Consider the following 20,813-nt stretch of genomic DNA (forward strand, 5'->3'; position numbering starts at 1 on the left):
ATGCTGACCGGGTTGATCACTCCTCTGCGGGAGGTTGTAAACCGCTGGGCGGCCTCGCGCCGTCCCAGTGGGCGCTCAATCCTGCTGAATCAGAAACGGATCTTCATTTTCCCCAGTGCGGCCGGGTGGGCCTATCTGCTGCTTATTGTGGTGTTGTTTCTGATTGCGGTGAACTACCAGAATAATCTGATCTACGGGGTCAGTTTCATGCTGGTGGCGCTGGGTATTCTTACCATCCATTACACCTTCCTCAATCTTTCCGGCCTTCGGGTGCAGGTACTCAGAGGGGAGAACTGTTATGCCGGCGATATGGCAGAGTTTTACCTTAGTCTGGATTCAGATAATCAGCGTCATTACGAGAGTATCCGTCTGAACTGGCAGGGCCAGCCTGCGGAACAGGTTTATCTGAGTAAGGGCAGCAGTCAGCAGGTGATGCTCAACGTAAAAGCCCGCCAGCGAGGTATTCTCAGGCCGGGTCTGTTGCGCATCGAAACCCGCTATCCGTTTGGTCTGGTCTGTGCGTGGAGCTGGCTGGAGCCGGATATCAGCGCACTGGTGTTTCCTAAACCACACCCGGGCAGGGTTCCGCAATCACAAGGGGGAGATGGCGAGGGCGAGCTGGGCAATGACAGTAGCGGAGAAGATTTTTCCGGGCTGGATGAGTATCAGCCTGGTATCTCCAGCCGGCATATCGCCTGGAAACAGTATGCTCAGGGGCGTGGCCTGCTGATTAAACGCTTCCTCGGGCAGCAGAGCCGTAAGGTATGGCTGAACTGGGAATCATGGCCGGAACTGGCTACAGAGCAACGACTCTCGGTGCTTTGCTACTGGGCTATCCAGCTTGAACATGAAGGCGTTGAGTATGGCGTGCTGTTGCCGGGTCAGAAGATTCTGCCAGCCAGGGGGCCGCAACAACTTGAGCGGGTTTTGACTGCGGCTGCACTCTTTCCCGGAGGTGCGGGCCGTGATCAGTAATCTGCAACTGAGCCGTACCGCGCTGCTCTGGCAGATGCTCAGCGTGCTGCTGGTGATTCTGCCGCATCTGGGCCATTTACCACTCTGGATTCCGCCACTGGTACTGGGGGCATTGTTCTGGCGGTTTCTGGTGTTTACCGGGCGCGCATCGTTCCCGCCACGCTGGGTTAAATTGATCATTGTTGTGGCGGCCGGGCTGGGGGTTTTAATCAGTTTTCGCTCCGGTGGGGGAATCAGTTCTACCGTATCGCTACTGATCATCGGCTTTGGCCTGAAAATGCTCGAGATCTATAAACACCGGGATGCACTGGTTGTCCTCTACGTGGCTTATCTGGTTACGGCGATGACCTTTCTTTTCAGCCAGACCATGTTGATGGGGCTTTATGTGCTCCTGACCCTGCTGGTGATCAGTACCGCCTTGCTCTGTGTTTATCTTCCCCGTAACTGTGCATTCTGGCTGCCCTTCAAACGTGTCTGCCTGATGTTTGTGCCTGCACTGCCACTGATGGTGGTGTTGTTCCTGGGGATGCCCCGGATTGGCCCTCTTTGGGAGATGGGGCTTGACCAGTCGGCTGCAAAAACCGGTCTGGCTGAAGAGATGTCACCGGGGGATATCAGTCGTCTGACCCGTTCTGCCGAGGTTGCATTTCGGGTCGAGTTCGATAAGGCGCCGCCGCCCCAGTCTGAACTATACTGGCGTGCACTGGTACTCAACGATTTCGATGGGCGGCGCTGGAAAAATCTGCAGGCACCGGCACTGGCCGTTGAGCAGAGAACCCGTACAGCCGGGTCAGGCTATCGCTATCAGTTAATTCTTGAGGCCACAGGAAAGCGCTATCTGCCAGCACTGGATTACCCGGGTCAATGGCCCTCAGAGGTACAACTGAATGCTGATCAGACGTTGCAGAGTCGCCGGATTATCAATGAGCGGCGGCAGTGGAGGTTAAGTTCTGTTACCGGCGTTGCTATTGATGCAGATCTGGAGATATTTGATCTGCAACGACAGTTGGTTGTACCGGACGGGAATCCGCAGACCCGTGAACTGGCTGCACGCTGGTGGCGTGAAACCGGCAGCTATGAGGCTTATCTCGACAGAATTCTGAGTTATTACAATCAGCGTTTCACTTATTCGTTGCAGCCGCCTCTGCTTGGGCGGCAAATGGTTGATCAGTTCCTGTTTCAGACGCAAACCGGGTTTTGTGGCCACTTTGCCGGCGCAACGGCGCTCATGTTGCGTCTGGCGGGGATTCCAGCCCGGGTTGTAACCGGCTATCAGGGAGGAGAGTGGAATCCTTATGATCAGTATCTGCTCGTGCGCCAGTATGATGCTCATGCCTGGGTAGAAGCCTGGCAGCCGGGTAAGGGCTGGCAACGTATCGACCCGACAGCGGCTGTCGCGCCGCAGCGCGTAGAGCAGCCGGCTGAGGGTACCTTGTCCCTGGAAGCAGGGTTTCTGGCCGATAATCCGCTGGTAGGCTGGACCCTGAAGCGCAGCGGTGTGATCAGTAGCCTGCGCCTGCGACTGGAAGCACTCAACTACGGATGGCATCAGTGGGTACTCAACTATCACCATAATCAGGCTTCATTACTCAGTTCGCTGCTGGGGCAGATTTCCTACCTGAAACTGGCGTTGTTTCTGTTGCTGCCATTCACACTGGTTATCGGTGTGACTACGTTACTGATGATGCGCAGCAACCGTCCGAAATCCAGACATAAAGATGATCTGGAGATTATCCGGTTTTCTGAAGCACTGGGCCGGCACGGACTGTCCCGTGCGCCGGGCGAGACAGTGCAGCACTATTGCCGGCGGCTGGCTGAGATTCGCCCGGAACTGCAGAGCAAGCTGACTCAGTTGGCGCAGCGTTACGAACAGTTGCGTTATGCGCCAGTGCCGGTACAGGGGGCTCAGGCATCCCTTAAACCGCTGGTTGATGATTGTCTGGCTGGTTTTCGTTAGTCATGGAGCTTCAGTTCGGCTATCCGTTGTTGTAGTAGCGGAAGCGTTTCCAGCTCAAACCATCGGTTTCGCTGCAGCCATAGCTGATTTCTGGGTGAGGGATGGGGCAGCAGAAAATACCCGGCAGGCCACAGCGTATGATGACGAACTCTCTCGGTCAGTGTTTTATGCTGCTTCAGCAGATCTGTTCCGGCGAGATAGTATTGCTGTGCGTACTGCCCGATCAGCAGCGTGAGTTTAACCTCAGGAAGATGTGCCAGCAGTTGCGAATGCCAGGCCGGTGCGCATTCCGGGCGTGGTGGCAGATCACCGGAGCGGCCTTTTCCGGGGTAACAAAAACCCATAGGCATAATCGCGACCCTGGCCGGGTCGTAGAATGTTTCTGTATCTGTATTCAGCCACTGGCGCAATCGATTGCCGCTGGCATCATTCCACGGAACGCCCGATTCATGGACACGGGTACCCGGTGCCTGACCAATAATCAGCAGCCGGGCAGACGGCGAAGCCTGAATCACCGGGTTAGGCCCCAGCGGTAAGTGGCTTTCGCAGAGGCGGCAGGCCCTGATTTGAGTGAGTAGTTTCTGCATTATTCTCCCACCTGCTGCCTGATCCAGTATCATAGGCACTCTTCAGTTTACAGCTTCGGAAAGATAATTGTGGATTTTGATTACACCATCGTTCGCAGCCGCCGGCGCAAAACCGCAGCGATTCATGTTGGCAGTGAGGGTGTCGTTGTCAGAGTGCCTGTATGGGTGACGGATCAGTGGGTTGCTTCGTTCGTCGCTTCACGGTCTGACTGGATCAGTAAGCACGAGCAGGCTGTGCGGGAGAACCTGCAGGCGCATGCTATAACGCTTAAACCCGGTGCAATGTTGCCCTATATGGGGGACAGTTTTCGACTGAGCTGGGAAAAGGGCAGGGCCCGCGCGGTGAGTAGGGTGGCTGATAAGATCCATGTGACAATCGGTGGGCGTTCACGGAAACCTGAGCTCGAGCAGGTCGAGGCCTGCCTGAAAAGCTGGTACCGCGATCAGGCGCGTACCCAGTTGCAACAGCGCGTTGAATACTGGCAGCAGGTAATGGGCCTCAGGCCGAAAAGTTTAACGGTTAAGAGCTTCCGGCGCCGCTGGGGAAGTTGCAGTGCAGGCGGTGATATTCAGCTTAACTGGCGTTTGATTTTTGCATCTCAGGCACTGCAGGATTATGTGGTGATACACGAGTTAGCACATCTGGTTCATCTGAATCACAGCCCCGATTTCTGGCAGTTGGTGGGTGAATATTGCACAGAATGGAAAACTAAACGTAAAGAACTACAAAACCGAACGGGATGGGTACTTTGGTAGAGCTTTGTTTGAAAGTAAAACGTGTTATGTTCCTTTATGAGCAATTTCATAGTGTTATAGGGCATTGAATCCATGGAACGGAAAACGCCTGTTCGGGAGGCTGCCAGGTAAGCTGGCCCGGACTCAAAGGAGGAACACTATACTTGCGTGACGGCGGCTAAGCATAACAATAACGAGAGTGAAGATGAGCCTTTATACAAGTATCGAAAAAACATTTTTCAATACATTGACCAAAAAGATCACCGGTAACGTGATTTTTTTGTTGTTACCCCACATTGCACTTTTGATTCTGGGTTACGACCATTTCCGTAATTTAGAAGCCAGTCTGACCGCGGCAGGACCCGATGCCGTTCCGGTAGAGATCCTGCAGTCAGAGTTACAGTCTTTTGGGCTTTATGGGCTGATTACTGTCAGCTTTGCCCTGATCTCCGGTTTCTTCTCAATATTCTTTATGCGCCATTTGTTCCTGCGCCCGATCCGTGCGATGACGGATGTGCTGCAGGCGATCAAAGATAAGGATGGTGATATCTCCGCGACGCTGCCTGAATATACCCATGATGAAATTTCCGAAATGGCAGAGAGCTACAATGGATTCTCTGACAGCCTGAAGGCGATGATTGCCGAGAGTCGTCGTCGTAGTGTCAGTGTCGCTCTGAGTTCGACACGCCTGCAGAAGGTGCTGATTGAAGCGCAGGACTCAGCGGTAAAACAGGAGGAGCAGGCGCAGAAGGTGTTCCAGTCTTCCTCTGAAGCCACTCAGGCGATCGATAATATTGCTGGCAGTACACTGGAGATCTCCGAGCGTAACTCGCGCAATCTGGATGAGATTCGCAGCTCCAGTGAGGAGTTGGGTCGGGTTAAAACGCAGGTGGAAGCGATTCGCGAGCAGGTGACAGACTTTCAGGATACCGTGCATAAACTGGAGGTAAACTCGAAAAACATCACCGACATTCTCGGTATGGTCAAAGACTTCTCTGATCAGACCAATCTGCTGGCGTTGAATGCATCCATCGAAGCGGCACGTGCCGGTGAGGCCGGGCGGGGTTTCTCGGTGGTTGCTGATGAGGTGCGTAATCTGTCGCAGAAGGTGAGTACCGCAACCAGTGAAATCGATCAGAATATCGGCGAGATGTTTTCGCTGGTGGGCAGTACCCGATCCAGCGCATCAACCATTCTTGAATATGTAGGCTCCACGGAGGAGTTTATTGGTAACACCAATCAACAGTTCCGTAGTCTGGTCGGCGACTTCGAAGACCTGAACAGCCAACTGAGCAGTATCAGTGCGGCGATTGATGAGCTGGCGTATACCAACCGCGAATCCCATACACATGTGTCTGAAATCACCAATATCTCTACCGCCATGCATGGTGAGATTGAACAGTCACGACGCTTCTCAGAAGAGCTGGAGCATTCTACTGAAGAGACTCAGGAGCTGCTGTCGCGCTTTATTATCGGTTACGGTGGTTTTGAAGGAATGATTCAGACCGGAAGACAGTGGGGGCAGCAGGTGCAGGATGCACTGGAGCAGCTTGCATCGCGCGGCTGTAATCTGTTTGATACTAACTATGTACGTAGCAATGACGGACAGCGCCCGGAGAAGTATGACACCAGTTATGCGGATCAGTATGAAGCGCTGTTACGGCCAATGTTCGATGGCTTCATTGCGCAGCGCCCTGAGTTTATCTACGCCATCGCGGTGGATCGTAACGGTTATGCTCCGGCGCATCACAGTAAAGTGTCTGAGCGCCTGACCGGTAACTTTGAGATCGATAACCTGCGTAGCCGCCACCGTCGGATCTTTGCCGGAAACCGTGCTGAGGTACGCCGTGCATCGTCTACAGCGCCTTTCCTGTTACAGACCTTTATTCGTGATACCGGTGAGGTGCTGAATGATCTGTCTATCCCGCTGTATATCAATGGTCAGCACTGGGGAGCGCTGATTATGGGGTTTGCACCGGAAAACCTGCTTGATGATAAAAATTGAGTGCTCAGCGAGCAGATATAAAAAAAGCGGCAGGTGCCGCTTTTTTTATATCTGACGTTTTGCTCAGAGGTCGTAATCGGTGACCAGTTGTTCAATCAACTGCTTGACCGTGTCATAGGAGAGCGGTTTGCTGCAGATTGCTGATACCCCGGCGCTCTGAACCGCAGCCAGGCGGCTCTCATTCTGCTCACTGGTAACCATCAGAATCGGTACGGTTGGTTGCTCGCTGTGGTTGCGGATATGTTCAGTGAGTTCCTGGCCGTCTACATTCGGCATATTGTAGTCGGTAATAATCAGATCGTAGCGGCGGCCGTCATCGATCATCTGCAAGGCTTCTGCACCGTCTTTGGCGGTGTCTACCGAACTGATGGAAAGTGAATCCAGCATCTGCTGTATATATTTTCGTGACAGTGTGCTGTCGTCGACAATCAACACTCGCAGGGCATCGTATTCGTCGCTGTCGCTGTCGGACTCAAAGTCAGAGATATAGTCCAGCGTACTGCGCAGTGCGGTTCTCATCTCTTCGCGGCTGAATGGTTTGGGGAGTATGGCAATGGCGCCCGCCTGACGGATCGGCTCCAGATAACGATAATGGGTTTCGGAGGAGATCAGCAGAAAAGTGATGTTCTCCAGCGAGTCCAGACCACGCATCTGGGTGACCAGGTCGGTCCCGGTCATATCTGGCAGGTGCATGGCGGAGAGAACCAGATCAGGAGGGGTGCTAAGCATATGCTCCAGGGCGGGCTTGCCCTCCTCAAACTCTTCTACCTTCTCGATACCGAAGCTGTTGAGCTGATTGATAATGATATGTCGCTGAACTTTGGAGGGTTCAATGACAGTGACATAAAGGTTGCTTAGTTCCATATCCTGAGATCCATACCTATAAATCGGGTCGGGATAAATGATGAGGTCTTTTGAATACCTATTCAGCTTAGATCATGACAGAGAAAAAGTGCTCAGAAAAGCTAAAACCCGGTTTTTTAAGACCTTTATCGGTGTATTGATCAGAGAGTGAACAGTGCAGCGAATAATCCGTGTCTGGCTTCGTTACTGTTTGATCACCTGTTTGAATTTTAGACACATTTTCAGCGGAGCGAAGTGACATTAGTGAGGAATATGACAGGCTAACTTCTGTGCCGGGATGACAAACGGTCAGAGTGATCTCTTTTGATGCAGCGCAGAAAGGAGTTTGCCAGCGTTTGACTTGTGTCAGTTAAAGGTTGAGCCGTTGGGCGTAGCATAAGATTGAAGAGGGAATAAAGCTGAGTAGTGACTTGTTTGAATCTCTCAATAAGTTCACAAATATAAGGTATTTACGCATGTGCCCAAATGGAAATGCAGATCTTACACGTAGTTTAATCTTACATGCGGCTACAGCAATCATCAGCAAGGACGGCTTAGAAGCGCTCACGGCGGGTCGTCTCATCGCTGAAGCTTCGATCAGCAAAGGGGGCTTGTACCATCATTTCCGGACGATGTCTGAGGTTGAGATGGAGGTGCTGGATCTTCTGGCTGAGAACCTGCTGATCAGGCTGAGTGCTTTACCCGTTCCCCGGGATCGGGAGGACTACCTGCAGAGGATTGAGCAGGAATTGTTTGAAAACTTTGCGGCTGATACCGAATCGGCACGGGCGTTGTATGGTTTTATGTCCTCTGCCGCGCACAGTGCCCGGGTGAGAGTCAGGCTAAGGTTGCTGGTCGAGGATGTTTCTCTGCTGCGGCTGAAACTGCTCACCGCGATCTCGCCAGGGGTTTCTCAGGCTGAATTGAATAATACAGTGCAATTGATCGCTACTTTGCAGATGGGGCTGATGTTCCGCTCATTTGTAACGGAAGACCGTACCAGCCTGCAGCAGTACTGGAATGGCTGTCGTTCAGTGCTGGAAGGGATGCTGGGCCTTGCAGGATTACCCGGCTCGGTTGAGACGGCGGGTGTACAGACTAAAATCATAACGCCTCTGAAGCAGGCCTGAAAAAGCGCTCAGCTCTGGTTGCTGTTGCGGTCTTCAATGGCCTGCTGTAACTGCCGCAACAACTGATCCTGTTGCTGCATACCTCTGATAAGCACCGGGCCCTTGTCATCGCGCATGACAAGGGCAAAGGTGTCCAGACCCTCCCGTTTATCCGTTTCGAGATGACTGATCTCACGAAACGTAATCCGTTGCTCCTGATTGTTCAGCGTGCGCTTCAGTAGCAGAGATTTCGGTGCAAGACTGATCTGCAGGCCACTGACTTCCCGACGGATTCGATCCAGCCGTTGTTTCTGCCAACTGATCCACATCAGGCCGCCAGCCAGCGGTAGCAGAAAATACCAGCGGGAAAGGTCCATCATCAGTAACATCAAAGCCGCACCAACAAAACCAAGTTGCAGATTTGTCAGCAAACCCAGTTTACGTTCGAAAAACGCCTGATCCCAGTGAAAGGTAGAATCCGAAAGGCTCACAACGGGTCTCCAGTAAATTTACCCGGAGTCTCTCTTTATAGAGGCTATTTTGCAACACCCTTAGCGGGGTGGTGTTGTTTAATCAGTGAAAACGCAATGTTGGTGTGCATCGGTTGTACGCTTTAGAATAGGCCTGAGCGACAGAGTGAGGTGTTTATGAAACGGCTAATCCCGGCCATGGCGCTGGCCAGCCTGATGTTGGTTCATCCGGCGCAGGCTGCAGATCCGGTTTGGGCTGAAGGGGCGACTTCAGTTCAGTATGAGATTGATGTTTACCACAGCCCGACCTGCGGCTGCTGCAAAGGGTGGATCGAGCATCTGCAAGATCATCACTTTAAGGTCAACAGTATTGAGATGAATGATCTCAGTGCGGTAAAGCAGAAATACGGGGTTCCTCCTCAGGGGGCATCCTGTCATACCGCTGTGGTTAATGGCCGGGTTGTAGAAGGGCATGTACCTGCGCAGGATATCAAACGGTTATTAACGGATGAGGGGTATCGGAACATTCGTTTGCTGACGGTGCCGGGCATGCCATCCGGCGGGCCGGGGATGGATATGCCGGGTGCCAGAAAGGATGATTTTTCGGTGTTTGCGGTATCGAAGGATGATCAGATCAGCGAGTTCAGCCGTTACAGCGATTATTAGACAGGGCTGAAGACACAAAAAAAGCGAGCGCCAGTGCTCGCTTTTTTTGTGGGAAGCGGATCTCTTACTGACGAATACCTTCGATATTCAGATCCAGATAAACCGTTTCAGCCGCCGGGCCCAGATTGTAGTTCAGACCGAAATCCTTCGCTTTAATCTCGGTTGTGCCTGAGAAACCTGCGCGGTAATTACCCCATGGGTCCTGACCTTCACCCACTTTTGCCACCTGAATGGCAATCTCCTGAGTGTTGCCGTAAAGGGTCAGCATACCCTTCATCACGCCACCGCCATTAGCGTCAGGGGTGAAAGAGGTGCTCTCAAACTTAGCTGCAGGAAAATCACCGGTATTGAGGTATTTATCACCGCGCAGATGTTTGTCGCGTTCTGCGTGGTTGGAGTCGATTGAGGTTACATCAACGTCCACTTTAACCTGAGAGGCTTCCGGATTCTCAGCATCGTAGCTGAATGTGCCGTTGAACGTGTTGAAACGACCGATTAACCAGCTGGTGCCCAGGTGGCTGATGCGGAACTGGATGGAAGCGTGGGCTCCCTGGGTATCAATCACATAATCAGCCGCCTGCAGCGGAGCCGCGCTAATGGCAGTAGCCAGGGCAAGACCGGTAATAAATTTAGCTTTCATGAATGTTCCTCGCGTAGCGCCAGCATGCGCTTAAGGGTTGAGTCTTTATCAATAAAATGGTGTTTAATCGCGGCACCCGCATGGAGTGTCGCCAGAGAGATCAGTGTGGTGGCCGTTATGAAATGTACTTCGCCTGCAATATCTTCCTGATTTTCAAAAGCAAAAGGTAAGGCTGGGATACTGAACCAGGAAAAAAGTTCAATTGCCCGGCCATCGGCTGTTGATATCAGGTAACCGCTGATCAGTGTGGTAGCCAGCAGGAGATAGAGCAGATGATGGGTCACGTGAGCAATCTGTTGCAGTCTGACCGGTTGCGGTAGGGGCCGGGGTGGTTTGTTGGCCAGGCGCCAGACAAATCGCATCAGCAGGGCTGCCGCGACCAGCAGGCCGATGCTTTTGTGCCAGACAGGTACGGTTCGGTAGGCCGGATCGTAGTAATCGAGTGCTTCTATATACAGACCAAGCGGGTAAAGCCCAATGATGGCAAAGGCCATCAGCCAGTGCATGAGTACAGGCCCCCAGCCGTAATTTGTTTCATCGTTCAGTAGCTTATGGTTCAGTGCCATGACTCAAGATCTCGTTAATGACCGCATATCTGTTATGGGCCTTCAGGCACCGTGCCTGCCTGGTTACAGATAAAACTGGGTTAATCGCCATTAAGGCTGGGTTTTCGGCACTTTAAGGTTTATGCTTTCATGCGTCTAATGCATATTAATTATTATCACGATGCGTGAAGTGAATTTAAGGTCGGTAGATCTGAATCTTCTGGTGGTGCTAAATGCCCTGATTCAGGAACGGCATGTTTCTAAGGCAGCGGAACGGCTGCAGATGAGCCAGCCTGCGGTGAGCCGGGCTTTGCAGCGGTTGCGACAGACGCTGGATGATCCTGTGCTGGTGCGGGTGGGCACGGGCTATGATCTCAGCGCCAGAGCGGAGACACTGAGGCCTCAACTGGCCAGCCTGTTGCGCAATGTTGAGCAGATCATGCAGGCCGATCAGTTTGATCCGAAACAGTACCGGGGTGTTCTGCGACTGACCGGGCTCGATCTTGAGCTGATTCTGCTGATGCCTGAAGTGTTACAGCGGTTGCGACAAAAAGCGCCACAACTCAGAGTGGAGATCGTACCGCAGATTCCTGAGCATTTTGAGCTGCTGGAGCAAGGGGATGTGCATTTTTCGATTACCGGCCTCAACCCGCAGACCGGACAGGATCAGTTTCGACGCTTTGAGATTGCACGTACCGGGCAGATCTGCCTGATGGATCGGGATAACCCGCTTGCTGCAAAAGAGATGAGCCTTGAAGCTTATGCTAAGGCGTCTCACGGCTTGGTATCGATCACCGGTAAAGGCCCCGGTTTTATGGACGATGAGCTCCAGAAAATGGGGTTGAAACGGCAGGTGATGTTACGGCTTGCTAATTTTCTGTCGGTCGCCAACTTCTGTCAGGGAACCGATCTGGTCTTTACCCTGCCTGAGATCATCGGCCGTTATCTGGTGAAAGACAGCCGGTTGGTACTGCGTCCCTTGCCGGGTGAGTTTCGTTTACCGCAGGTGGTGCTTTATCTTTACTGGCACGAACGTTTTCACCATGATCCTATGTGTCGTTGGGTAAGAGGCGAGTTAAATCAGGCGCTTACCCGGGTCTCACAGGTTTGAGCCCTGCATGATCTGCATGGTTTCATTACTCCAGCGCAGCGCTTCGTAATACCCTTCAGAGTAGATCTCCTGCACTTCTGGTGGCAGCCTGAAAGAGGATTGGCCGATCATATAAAAATTTACCGCCTGGAGTAGCTTTCCGGCTTTACCTTCATAACCGGTGATGGCTTCCGCAATTTCGTCTGCAACGGATATCTGGGCCAGCAGACTGGACTGATCTACCCCCAGCAGTGCATCCAGCAGGGACATAACCCCACAGATAAAAGCCATCTCGGGCGCAACTTCACGGGTTCTGGAAGCCACATATTCGCACATTCTGGCAGTGATCAGGATCTGCCGGATCAGTTCATTGGGTTTATCCTGATTACTGGAAAGCGCGAGCAAAGTGGCCCATTTGTTAACTTCGACCAGTCCCAGCGCGATGATGGCCTGAGTCAGGCTATCTATCTTCTGGGCCGGGTTGTAACGCGCTGAGTTCACGATTCGCAGCAGTTTGAATGTTAATTGCGGATCTCGGGAAGCCACCGATGCAAGTTCATCCGGTGTTACATCCGGGTTTTGCAGGGCGGCCAGCAGGTGGATGAGAATCGCCTGATTTGAGGTGAATTGCCGCCCTTCAAGCAGAGTAGGGCGGGAGAGGAACTCGCCCTGAAACAATCTGAAGCCGAGTTTGTGACAAAATTCATACTGTGTGTAGTTATCAATATGCTCGGCCAGCGGAGTGACTTTGAATTTATGCAGCGTTTCCAGATGTGGCTGTAGTTCTGATTCTGTTCGCTTGCGGATATCTACCCGGACAATTTTGGCCAGATTCAGCAGCGCGTCATACTCCGGGGCGTAGTCAAAATCATCCAGCACCAGGCGATAGCCGGCTTCAACGTAGCGTTCAAGGGAGTGCAGCAGCGCAGGTGAAACCTGATGCAGTTGTTTGATATCCACGACCAGATTATGCCGTGACAGTTTAGGCAGACTGTCACTGCGAAGAAAACCTTCACTGACGTTAATAAATGCAGGGAGCGCACGGAGCGAGCCGGAGTCATAGATGCTGGTAAAATTATTAATCAGGGCATCACAGGCATCCTGATCTGTCTGCAGAAATTTATGCGCAATCTCCGAGTCTTTATCTGAGAGGTAGAGTAGCTCATAAGCGACAACATTAAGGTCACGGTCGAAAATCGGAGACCGGGCCAGGCCCAGATGCTTGAGATGCGCTTGCATAAGTGTGCACTCGGTCAGAAGAGTAGTCTCATTGTAGGCAGCCGGATATTGATACTGCAACCAATGCGTTGTGTGTCAGGTCAACTGAAGAGAATAATGGTTCACATCTGGAACTGAATCCATTGATTACTATAAGTTTTAATGATTAAACCTTAGTATATATCAAACCAGTCCAGCCATCGGGAAGTCCGTTAATGCAGAATCACCCCCTGCGCCAGCAAATTTCAACTGAGGTACATGCCAGACCGTTCCAGAAACTCGAGCCTGAGCTGGGACTTTTACATATTGCAGCCAGTTACGGGCAGGGTGGCCGGGAAGCGTTGGCAGAGGCCGTTGGACGATTGCTCAGGCAGATGGATATCAACTGTCCTCCCAGCCTGACAAAGTTTTTCTTTACCCGTAACCAGCATCTGGCCTTGCGATACGAGCCACATAACGAATTTTATACACTCACGCTATATCAACTGGATAAAGCCGACACCCGTTACCTGAAAACTCTGTGGCAACAACTGCCCGGCGAGTTTCTCTGTGGTGTGGAGATTCTTTTCAGTAAGCATCGGGGCGCCACTCCGGACCTGTTACAGCAGTTTGATGACCGGCAGGTCTCCGGTTCATTTGTTATGGGGCGTGCCGCCAAAGTATGGACCGATTTCTGTCCGCGTGGGGAAGATGGCTTCGTGCGTATGATCGTGCATGATGATTCGCTGAAATCGTTTCAGGCCGGACGACTGCTGCAGCGGCTCTGTGAAATAGAAACATACCGGCACACGGCGTTGCTTGCGCTGCCGATTGCGCAGAACTCCATGCCACGTCTCACGGAAATGGACAGGGAGCTTGCTGAGATAACACACCAGATCTCTGTCAGCCCTAACGAACCGGACCTGCTGAAGAAACTGATGAACCTCGCCGCGCAGGTGGAAGAGCTTTCGGCGGATACCGCCAATCGTTTTTCAGCATCCCAGGCTTATTTCGCGCTGCTTGAAAGCCGCATTGATGAACTGCGTGAAGAGCGTATTGAAGGATTACAGACACTGGATCAGTTTATGGAGCGGCGTCTGGATCCTGCCAAGCGAACCTGTCTGGCTGCGAATGACCGTATTGAGCGTTTATCGCGCCGGATTGCCCGTGCTACCGATCTGATCCGCTCTCAGGTTGATCTGTCGATTGAGAAGCAGAACCAGCAACTGCTGGAAGGGCTGAACAACCGGTCACGCAGGCAGCTACGCTTACAGGCTAAACTGGAGAGTTTCACGATTATCGTGGTGACCTACTATGCTTTTGACCTGCTGGAGCGCTCTATCCGAAATATGGTGCCGGGTGATGAGATGCGTGATCAGTATCTGATGTGGGTGAGTTTTTCGGTGCCGCTGATTGCAGGTGTACTGTGGTGGTATGTGCGTCGCCTGCTGAAACATTACAGTGAAGATTAACGCCCCGGAACTGTCTGAATTTTAAACAGAACCGATAAAAAACAGCGACTTAACATAATTGCATTTGCATCTGTAAACAGCGCTGGTATACTGCGCGCCTGTCCTGAGAGATCACTCTTACGGACTGAGGCTGACAAGCCGCGTAATGGTGGCCCTGCTGGTCCTCCCGCAATGATACATCGTGAACCTGGTCAGGCCCGGAAGGGAGCAGCCACAGCGGTCGACTCATGTGCCGGGATGTGGCTGGTGGGGTCATCTCCAACTTCTCGTATCACATCGCTTTTTCCCTGATTTCTTGCTCTGCTGGCGCCAAGTGCGACACAAAGTGAGACACATAGCATCCTCCAGAACTACTGCTTACATCGAACCGTCCCGGCACGACGTCTTTTACGTCCGTATCTGTTTGTCACTTGCGCTGATACAGGCGTTTCCATAGCTTTATTACAGGCGTTTATCTGAAGCTAATAAACTATGGCCTGCAGCCTTTCGGGTACTTGATGAGTGCGTCAAATAGAGTTCAGGCAATACGTTGCAGTAGGTTGGGGTAACGAAATTTAAGTCGGTCAAAAGCCCCTTAACGCTTGTCAGTTCATGAGCTGGTGTATCGAAAACAACAGGATTGTCTGACGAACGTTACATGACACTTACGCCCTGCACCTTCTGCGATAATATGCGGGGTGACTCACGGTGAGCGGACAGAGCATACACCGGTGACGGGGGATGCCTGAGGCGGATGTAAATGAGGGTCGTTAAACGACCCTCATGCTCAGAGCGATCTTCAAGGAGCGGAATGGGTTACTGACAGTGTGTTGCCTAGTTCATCCAGAACCATGTAAAGAGACCGTTTACTGGCATCTTGTTCTGCATCGTTGAGGTACTCAATAACCCACACTTTTCCCTGGCTGGTGTCGCGCTGTGCAGTTTCGACACGTTTCGCGTTTGACCAGGACTCATCGAGCCCGCCTTGCTGAATCAGGCTGTGAACGAATTTCCGGGTTTTTGTTTCGACCTGTTCCTGTGCTATTGGCCCCTTTGGTCCGTGGTTGGAATGTGCATGGGTTCCTGCTGAAAAGGTCAGTGAAAGCAGCGCGATCACAAACAGCTTTTTGATATTCATTAAATTATTTTCCTGATTGTATTCTGTAAAAGTAACCTGATACCGCTTGGGTGTTACGGCATGTAAAGATCGCCATAAAAGCCGGTGGTCGTGAGCTTGATTGTTACCGGTTCGGTACCGGTATTTTGCCAGTACCAGCCATGTGTTCCGGCAAAGGGTGCCGTGAAGTTACCACTGGCTTGCTGTTGTTCCTTGCCGATCCAGTAACTGGTGAACTCGTCTTTACCTGCACTGGGTGGTTCTCCGTGCATGTCAAAGTAAACGGTTCCACCTTCTGCCTTCCAGTGAAAGATGAAGTTATCTCCCTGTTCCATCGGTGACTTGATTTCAGCGCCTTGCCGGGGCAGCAGAGTCAGCGTCATAGTATCGGAACGGGGCTGTTCCTGGCCTTTCCATACCGGGGCAGCACTGCCGAGAATGAGATTTTCCAGATCAGCTTTCACGGGGAGTTCTTCCAGTTCGGCGTCATTGGCCTCGTTCAGGACTGTCAGGCCCAAAGCCTTGCCAATACCGGTTGGGTCAATGCCGTACTCGGCCGGCAACACAGTGGTCAGCAGAATGACTGAAGCCGCTGCACCGGCTGCTACTGTAGCTTTGATCAGGCTTTTCGTGGACGGCAGTCCATCTTTATTGATATGGGTAATATTAGTCATGGTATAGCTCTCCTATGCCGTAACCCAGTAGCCGGTTAACTGATAGCCGATAAGTAAGAAACCTGCTGCCATCAGGATGACATTGGTTGTAAATGCGTGGTAATCAAACGAATTCGATTTACGCCAGAAGTTCATCAGAATCAAAATGCCTGCGAGTGCGAGCAGTTGTCCTATCTCGACCCCGACGTTGAAGGCCAGAATGTTAGCCACCAGACCGTCTTCGGAGAGGGTGAAATCCTGTAGTTTGGTCGCTAAACCGAACCCATGGAAAAAACCAAAGATCAGTACCGCTGCTTTTGTGCTTGGCTGAAATCCGAACCAGCGACGGAAGGCGCCGAGATTATCAAGGGCCTTATAGACCACTGACAGGCCAATGATTGCATCGACGATATAAGGATTAACATGGGTCTCGCTCAGTACGCCGTAGAGCAGCGTTACACTATGACCCACAGCAAACAGGGTTACGTAGATCGCCACATCTTTCATGCGAAACAGAAAGAAGATAACGCCGAAGAGAAACAGCAGGTGATCGTAGCCGGTCACCATGTGTTTTGCTCCCAGATAGACGAACGGCAGCAGTTGCATACCACTGGCCGATTCGATGAAAACGGCATCACCCTCGGCTACACCGTGTGCTAAGGCTTGTATTGGAAAAACCATCGCTAAAAGTACGATAAAAAACTTGCCCGCGCCCACGAGAGCTGCTTTGAAAGCAGGCGTGTTGGCAGGCGAATACACTGGATTCATACCAGTTTCTCCATTCGTATTTTATTAACTTGATTGCGCAATGCGCTGTGTCGTGGTTAAGCGAGTGGCGCGCGCGGAGGCCTGTAAGGCCCCTTGAGGTAAGGAGGCGTGGGGGTAATGATCCGTGACGCAAAATAAATATCATGAAGCGCGTCAGGGCGTTCGGGGAAAGGCATCAGAAAAGAATGATGATCCAGTGCAAGTACAGTATGCACAAGGGGGTGTTCATCGTCGGAGAGGCCTGAAGACTCATCGTGCAGGTGATCAAGTTTCGGCGCATGGTAATGCCCGTGCGCTATCGCTATCTCTTCAGGGTCAACCAGAGGCGCAATATCATGCTGGGCCAACTCGGCAGCCCAGATTCCGCGGAACAGCGAGGCAATAAGCAGTAACGCAGTAATTGCGATACGTAGCGCTTTTCGGGCGTGGTTTCTCTGCCGCATTATATAGAATATGTCCGGTGACGTTTAACTAACACGCCCGATTCTAGCTGAGCCGGCATCGGAAAGAAATGATCCTCAAGTTGCGTTCTGTTGACCTGAAGTCGTATGCGGTTGGGTTACTCAGAGCGCTGAACCGGTTTGCGCAGGAATGAATAATTGTGGAATGCCTTCCTCGTGTAACGTCCGTGAACACGACCATCGCCCTGATGGGAGGAAGGGGTTTCCAGCGAGGAACTAAAAAACTTATATAACCCCGGTGAGTTTGGCTACTTTACCGACAGACAGGTCCAGATCGACGGCGACAGGTCGGTCTGTTGAGCGCCGGCCAGAGGAAACGGGGTTTCGTTTGGAGCTGATGCTGTCACGCATTGGCCCGTTAGGGTGCCTGCGATCATAACGGGTTTTACGTCGCTCAGTGCCTTCATGCTGGTCGTGATGATAAGTGACCAGCCATTCATGGGCATGGCTCAGGGTGGGCAGGTTTGGGCTGATCTGTTGATTACTGTCATCAATCCAGTAATAGGTAAACTGATAATCACCGAAATCTTTAACTAGCTTTGACATGACTACAACCTGAAATGTCTCTGCACCAGAGTCTCTTTATAAGGCTAGTTTATTTAATTATCTGATCGGTGTTTATAGGAAAAATTCTTAATTTTGTTGCGCTGCACACTAAAGTGTATAACGGGCTAAAACAACACCCTCACAGCAGCAGTGTTACGTAAACACGCTGTGGAGAATCGGAGGCGGGTTATTGGTCAGGGTTTATGTTGATTGAGTAAGATAGACCGATAGTTTGTCTGCTGCCAGATCAATATCCACCGTTACCGGGATATCAGTGATGCGCCGGCCCTGGGGGCGTATTCTGGCGACGTAAAGGGCAATGTCCATCGCGCGTCGTGAGCTCTCATCCTGACGTCTGTCGATAACTGAACGCCTTCTTTCTTCGCCTGCATAAAGTGAAAACAGGTAGGTGTCGCGCCACTCTTTGGCAAGATTAAGGTTTGCAAGGTGCGGGCTGATCATTACGTCATCGGTGTCATTCCAGTAGTAGACAATACTGGACCGATGCAGATCTTTAACCAGTCTCATCTTTACCTCCGTGAGTCAGGATAAAAGAGACCCTCCGTGGTCAGAGTATTCGCTGGTTAGTTACTGAAGGATGGTTCAATAAAGGGAGCTGTCAAAATCTGATCAGGGCTCCGGGGTATCTGACAGGGGAGCGGAGGCGCGATTCGTTGGTTTACCATTGTTTGTCAGGCGGTTTTAACCTGATTCTTCAGGACCTGAATTTTCTGTATGGCAAGATCGACATCGACTTTGTTTAACTGGTCTGTGAGACGACGCCCTTCATTGGAACTGTAGCGGCGGCAAAAAAATGCGGCTTCGGGGGAGGCTGGTTTTTGTAAGGCTCTTCGATCGTTGCGATATCGTCGGCGTTCAGTGAAAGTATAAAGCGAATAGTGGTAGTCGATAATCCATTCTCTGGCATGAATGATGGTTTTCATCTCAGGGCTGATTTTCTCCTGTTGGCCATCAATCCAGTAAAAAATGACCTCGTACTCTTTGAGATCCCTGACCAATTGATACATAGCATCCCACCTGAACATACTGAAAATATTGATGCGGTTTGTGCAAGCTCAGTAGTTTCAGTATAGAAAAGCCTGATTAAATGGGTGCCCGGGAATGGGCAGGGCAGAAAAACGGGGCGGAGCAGGTTCAGAGGAGATATGGCCTGAGCCCCCGGAATATCGGCTTTCAGGGCTCAGACAGGATGAGTAAGATTACGCGGATTCTGAAGTGTCTATACAATTTTTCAATTTATCGGCCGACAGATCCAGGTCAATTTTAATGGGACGGTCACTGGCCCGACGGCCAACCGATGTGGTGATTCGACGTGAGCTGGGCTGCCCCTCTTTTTTACTGTCGGTCAGCATCCGTCTGTCCGCTTTGCGCTGTCTTCTCTCAGTGCCGGAGCGTTGCTTAAAGTCGTACTCAACCAGCCACTCTTTGGCGTGTATCAGGGTGCGCAGGTTGGGGCTGACTTTATTGGCATCATCATCAATCCAGTAAAAAACAAACTGGAATTCTTCAAAATCTTTTACAAGTCGGAACATTACAGGTGGACCTAACGGATACAGCTTAGAGAACTTAATACATGGGTGATCTGTATGATCACGCTTCTTATATTTTTGAATGGGCGATTATAGGGATAAATCAGGAAAAATTCCTTATTTCTGTGCTGTTGACTAAGCTATAAGTGACAGGTTCTGGATTGTAGCCAGAAGTATCCTCCCACCCTGTGGGTGTATTGGAACTATTTGCCATAGCGTAAGACTAAAAATCAGGTGTCCCGGTCGGCGAAAATGTCGCTCTGTACAGAGAAAAACGGCTGTTTCCGACTGTTGGGCCAGGCTAGAGGCAGGGAGGTTTATCCAAATTACGTTCGAGCGTAACGGAGTGAATGGTGAGACTTGTTAAAGATCTAATCGATTCGGGTATTGTTTACTTCTGGGTAGACAATGATTCGGAAAAGTTAAGCCCGGATATAGCCACATTGGCACTGGCTGAAGAGTGGCGCACCCGGTATGTACACTCGCAGTACCCGGGTGATGAGCGTCGAAAATCTCATATTGACCGGCGTAAAAACAGGGATAAGCGTATGGAGCTGGATGAGACCCTTTTCGCATCCCGCCTGTTACCTCATGGACGGCGTAAAACTGATGTGCCAGTTGAAGTGGATATCGATCAGGCAGCAGAAAAGTTGAAGGTGTTCTACTGCTGATGGAGTAAGTCAGCGTCCGTTCTGACGGCTTAACCCGGTCTATCAATCCTTCCGCTGTAAGGCGGGATCTCTTCACTTGTCTTCGATCTTTGCCCCTTTCCGATTCTCATATTTCCCCCTGTTTCTGCTATCTGTTTTCCCCTGCTGCTTTTCAGTCACTCAGTACATTAGTCGTTCAGAGCCCCGGCCAGCATCATCAGCCCGGTGTAGGTGAGCAGGCATCCCATCGCCAGATTAATCACTCTGAACAGGTACAGGGCCTGTAGCTTCTTGCCGAGTAATTGCCCCAGCAATAGATAGGTGCCCGGCGCACCGAAAGCCAGAATGCTCAGTATCAGTGACCAGAAAGCAATGCCGCTGCCACTGATATTGGCTTCTGGAAACTGGATGGTAACGATGGGCAGGATCGCGACCGGTGCCTTGGGGTTTAACAGTTGCAACAGCAAGCCGTGGTGAAAACGATGTGAAACCTGACGTGACTCATCCTGCCGGGCGGTCAGCGCTGATTGCCGCCAACTGGCGTGGAGTATTTTACCGGCGAGATAGAGTACATAAGCACTGCCGAGAATCGCGATCGGTTGCTGCCATTGGGGTGATATGAGCCACACACCGGCGTAGCCAAAGAGCAGAAACAGAACCAGCATCGCGCTGCCGACACCGAGGCAGAACCCAAGATACTGGCGCGCCTGCCCGTTGAGGCCGGCATTCATGCTCAGCAGGTTAACCGGGCCAGGGGTATACATAATGCCGAAGGCATAGAGCAATATCTCCACCATC

At 51.6% G+C, this 20,813-nt stretch carries 24 protein-coding genes, 1 other RNA gene and 1 pseudogene; 11 read left to right on the forward strand and 15 right to left on the reverse strand.

The annotated features are described in order from the left end of the window. Both QUD59_RS16320 and QUD59_RS16325 read left to right on the forward strand, forming a co-directional pair. Positions 1 to 975, forward strand: a complete 975-nt coding sequence (locus tag QUD59_RS16320) for a DUF58 domain-containing protein (RefSeq protein WP_286238250.1) — start codon at positions 1 to 3, stop codon at positions 973 to 975. After that, positions 965 to 2,932, forward strand: coding sequence for a transglutaminase TgpA family protein (locus tag QUD59_RS16325; RefSeq protein WP_286238252.1), 1,968 nt, complete (start codon positions 965 to 967; stop codon positions 2,930 to 2,932). The genes QUD59_RS16320 and QUD59_RS16325 overlap by 11 nt, the downstream gene beginning before the upstream one ends. Here the strand turns inward: QUD59_RS16325 and QUD59_RS16330 are convergent. Then, on the reverse strand, positions 2,929 to 3,519 hold the full coding sequence (locus QUD59_RS16330) for a uracil-DNA glycosylase family protein (RefSeq protein ID WP_286238253.1): 591 nt from the start codon (positions 3,517 to 3,519) through the stop codon (positions 2,929 to 2,931). The genes QUD59_RS16325 and QUD59_RS16330 overlap by 4 nt on opposite strands. A 69-nt stretch (positions 3,520 to 3,588) precedes the next feature. On the opposite strand from QUD59_RS16330, the gene QUD59_RS16335 reads away from it, so the two are divergent. Both QUD59_RS16335 and QUD59_RS16340 read left to right on the forward strand, forming a co-directional pair. Continuing rightward, positions 3,589 to 4,275 (forward strand): M48 family metallopeptidase, encoded by a 687-nt coding sequence (locus QUD59_RS16335; protein ID WP_286238255.1) that lies wholly within the window; start codon positions 3,589 to 3,591, stop codon positions 4,273 to 4,275. A gap of 184 nt (positions 4,276 to 4,459) precedes the next feature. Further along, on the forward strand, positions 4,460 to 6,259 hold the full coding sequence (locus QUD59_RS16340) for a methyl-accepting chemotaxis protein (RefSeq protein ID WP_286238257.1): 1,800 nt from the start codon (positions 4,460 to 4,462) through the stop codon (positions 6,257 to 6,259). Positions 6,260 to 6,322: 63 nt separating this feature from the next. On the opposite strand, the gene QUD59_RS16345 is transcribed toward QUD59_RS16340, so the two are convergent. Beyond that, a complete protein-coding gene (locus QUD59_RS16345; RefSeq protein ID WP_286238259.1) occupies positions 6,323 to 7,123 on the reverse strand; it encodes a response regulator in 801 nt (266 codons plus the stop codon). Positions 7,124 to 7,578: 455 nt separating this feature from the next. On the opposite strand from QUD59_RS16345, the pseudogene QUD59_RS19270 reads away from it, so the two are divergent. Together QUD59_RS19270 and QUD59_RS16350 are read left to right on the forward strand one after the other, a co-directional pair. Beyond that, a pseudogene (locus QUD59_RS19270) lies at positions 7,579 to 7,683 on the forward strand (hypothetical protein); the annotation flags it as partial. Positions 7,684 to 7,734: 51 nt separating this feature from the next. Next, positions 7,735 to 8,232, forward strand: coding sequence for a hypothetical protein (locus QUD59_RS16350; RefSeq protein WP_286238261.1), 498 nt, complete (start codon positions 7,735 to 7,737; stop codon positions 8,230 to 8,232). A gap of 8 nt (positions 8,233 to 8,240) precedes the next feature. Here QUD59_RS16350 and QUD59_RS16355 read toward each other — a convergent pair whose 3' ends face one another. Next, a complete protein-coding gene (locus QUD59_RS16355) occupies positions 8,241 to 8,702 on the reverse strand; it encodes a hypothetical protein (RefSeq protein WP_286238263.1) in 462 nt (153 codons plus the stop codon). A 156-nt stretch (positions 8,703 to 8,858) separates the two neighbouring features. Between QUD59_RS16355 and QUD59_RS16360 the strand changes: the two genes are divergently transcribed. Beyond that, positions 8,859 to 9,347 carry a DUF411 domain-containing protein gene (locus QUD59_RS16360; protein WP_286238264.1) on the forward strand — a complete coding sequence of 163 codons (489 nt, stop codon included), beginning with the start codon at positions 8,859 to 8,861 and terminating at the stop codon, positions 9,345 to 9,347. Between the two features lie 64 nt (positions 9,348 to 9,411). On the opposite strand, the gene QUD59_RS16365 is transcribed toward QUD59_RS16360, so the two are convergent. Together QUD59_RS16365 and QUD59_RS16370 are read right to left on the reverse strand one after the other, a co-directional pair. Continuing rightward, entirely contained in the window at positions 9,412 to 9,987 is a 576-nt protein-coding gene (locus QUD59_RS16365) for a YceI family protein (protein ID WP_286238265.1), read from the reverse strand. After that, complete coding sequence (locus QUD59_RS16370) at positions 9,984 to 10,553, reverse strand: cytochrome b (protein WP_286238266.1); 570 nt, start codon at positions 10,551 to 10,553, stop codon at positions 9,984 to 9,986. The genes QUD59_RS16365 and QUD59_RS16370 overlap by 4 nt, the downstream gene beginning before the upstream one ends. Before the next feature lie 160 nt (positions 10,554 to 10,713). Here QUD59_RS16370 and QUD59_RS16375 point away from each other — a divergent pair, with 160 nt between their 5' ends. Further along, positions 10,714 to 11,643, forward strand: a complete 930-nt coding sequence (locus QUD59_RS16375; protein WP_286238268.1) for a LysR family transcriptional regulator — start codon at positions 10,714 to 10,716, stop codon at positions 11,641 to 11,643. Here QUD59_RS16375 and QUD59_RS16380 read toward each other — a convergent pair. Continuing rightward, on the reverse strand, positions 11,632 to 12,861 hold the full coding sequence (locus QUD59_RS16380) for an EAL and HDOD domain-containing protein (protein WP_286238269.1): 1,230 nt from the start codon (positions 12,859 to 12,861) through the stop codon (positions 11,632 to 11,634). The two genes, QUD59_RS16375 and QUD59_RS16380, sit on opposite strands and share 12 nt — an antisense overlap. Before the next feature lie 194 nt (positions 12,862 to 13,055). Here QUD59_RS16380 and QUD59_RS16385 point away from each other — a divergent pair, with 194 nt between their 5' ends. Continuing rightward, entirely contained in the window at positions 13,056 to 14,291 is a 1,236-nt protein-coding gene (locus QUD59_RS16385) for a DUF3422 family protein (RefSeq protein WP_286238271.1), read from the forward strand. A 155-nt stretch (positions 14,292 to 14,446) separates the two neighbouring features. Next, positions 14,447 to 14,543, forward strand: an RNA gene (gene ffs / locus QUD59_RS16390) — signal recognition particle sRNA small type. 526 nt (positions 14,544 to 15,069) lie between these two features. Here ffs and QUD59_RS16395 read toward each other — a convergent pair. The 8 genes from QUD59_RS16395 to QUD59_RS16430 all read right to left on the reverse strand — a co-directional run bounded on the left by QUD59_RS16395 (position 15,070) and on the right by QUD59_RS16430 (position 19,368). After that, the gene (locus tag QUD59_RS16395; RefSeq protein ID WP_286238272.1) at positions 15,070 to 15,408 is read right to left on the reverse strand and encodes a DUF6488 family protein; all 339 of its coding nucleotides are present in this window, start codon (positions 15,406 to 15,408) and stop codon (positions 15,070 to 15,072) included. A gap of 53 nt (positions 15,409 to 15,461) precedes the next feature. Further along, a complete protein-coding gene (locus QUD59_RS16400; protein WP_286238273.1) occupies positions 15,462 to 16,061 on the reverse strand; it encodes a hypothetical protein in 600 nt (199 codons plus the stop codon). A gap of 12 nt (positions 16,062 to 16,073) precedes the next feature. Beyond that, positions 16,074 to 16,721 (reverse strand): HupE/UreJ family protein, encoded by a 648-nt coding sequence (locus QUD59_RS16405; protein WP_286241053.1) that lies wholly within the window; start codon positions 16,719 to 16,721, stop codon positions 16,074 to 16,076. 143 nt (positions 16,722 to 16,864) lie between these two features. After that, positions 16,865 to 17,251, reverse strand: coding sequence for a hypothetical protein (locus tag QUD59_RS16410; protein ID WP_286238274.1), 387 nt, complete (start codon positions 17,249 to 17,251; stop codon positions 16,865 to 16,867). Between the two features lie 243 nt (positions 17,252 to 17,494). Further along, positions 17,495 to 17,815 (reverse strand): hypothetical protein, encoded by a 321-nt coding sequence (locus QUD59_RS16415; protein WP_286238275.1) that lies wholly within the window; start codon positions 17,813 to 17,815, stop codon positions 17,495 to 17,497. 201 nt (positions 17,816 to 18,016) lie between these two features. Further along, the gene (locus tag QUD59_RS16420; RefSeq protein ID WP_286238277.1) at positions 18,017 to 18,343 is read right to left on the reverse strand and encodes a hypothetical protein; all 327 of its coding nucleotides are present in this window, start codon (positions 18,341 to 18,343) and stop codon (positions 18,017 to 18,019) included. 164 nt (positions 18,344 to 18,507) lie between these two features. After that, positions 18,508 to 18,843, reverse strand: coding sequence for a hypothetical protein (locus tag QUD59_RS16425; protein WP_286238279.1), 336 nt, complete (start codon positions 18,841 to 18,843; stop codon positions 18,508 to 18,510). A gap of 192 nt (positions 18,844 to 19,035) precedes the next feature. Next, a complete protein-coding gene (locus QUD59_RS16430; RefSeq protein WP_286238280.1) occupies positions 19,036 to 19,368 on the reverse strand; it encodes a hypothetical protein in 333 nt (110 codons plus the stop codon). Between the two features lie 347 nt (positions 19,369 to 19,715). Between QUD59_RS16430 and QUD59_RS16435 the strand changes: the two genes are divergently transcribed. Then, complete coding sequence (locus tag QUD59_RS16435; protein WP_286238281.1) at positions 19,716 to 20,036, forward strand: hypothetical protein; 321 nt, start codon at positions 19,716 to 19,718, stop codon at positions 20,034 to 20,036. 167 nt (positions 20,037 to 20,203) lie between these two features. Here the strand turns inward: QUD59_RS16435 and QUD59_RS16440 are convergent, their stop codons facing one another. After that, positions 20,204 to 20,812: a LysE family translocator gene (locus QUD59_RS16440; RefSeq protein WP_286238282.1), complete on the reverse strand. Its 609-nt coding sequence runs from the start codon at positions 20,810 to 20,812 to the stop codon at positions 20,204 to 20,206. Position 20,813: the final 1 nt, after the last annotated feature.

The organism is Neptuniibacter halophilus (assembly GCF_030295765.1).
Classification (GTDB): Bacteria; Pseudomonadota; Gammaproteobacteria; order Pseudomonadales; family Balneatricaceae; genus Neptuniibacter; species Neptuniibacter halophilus.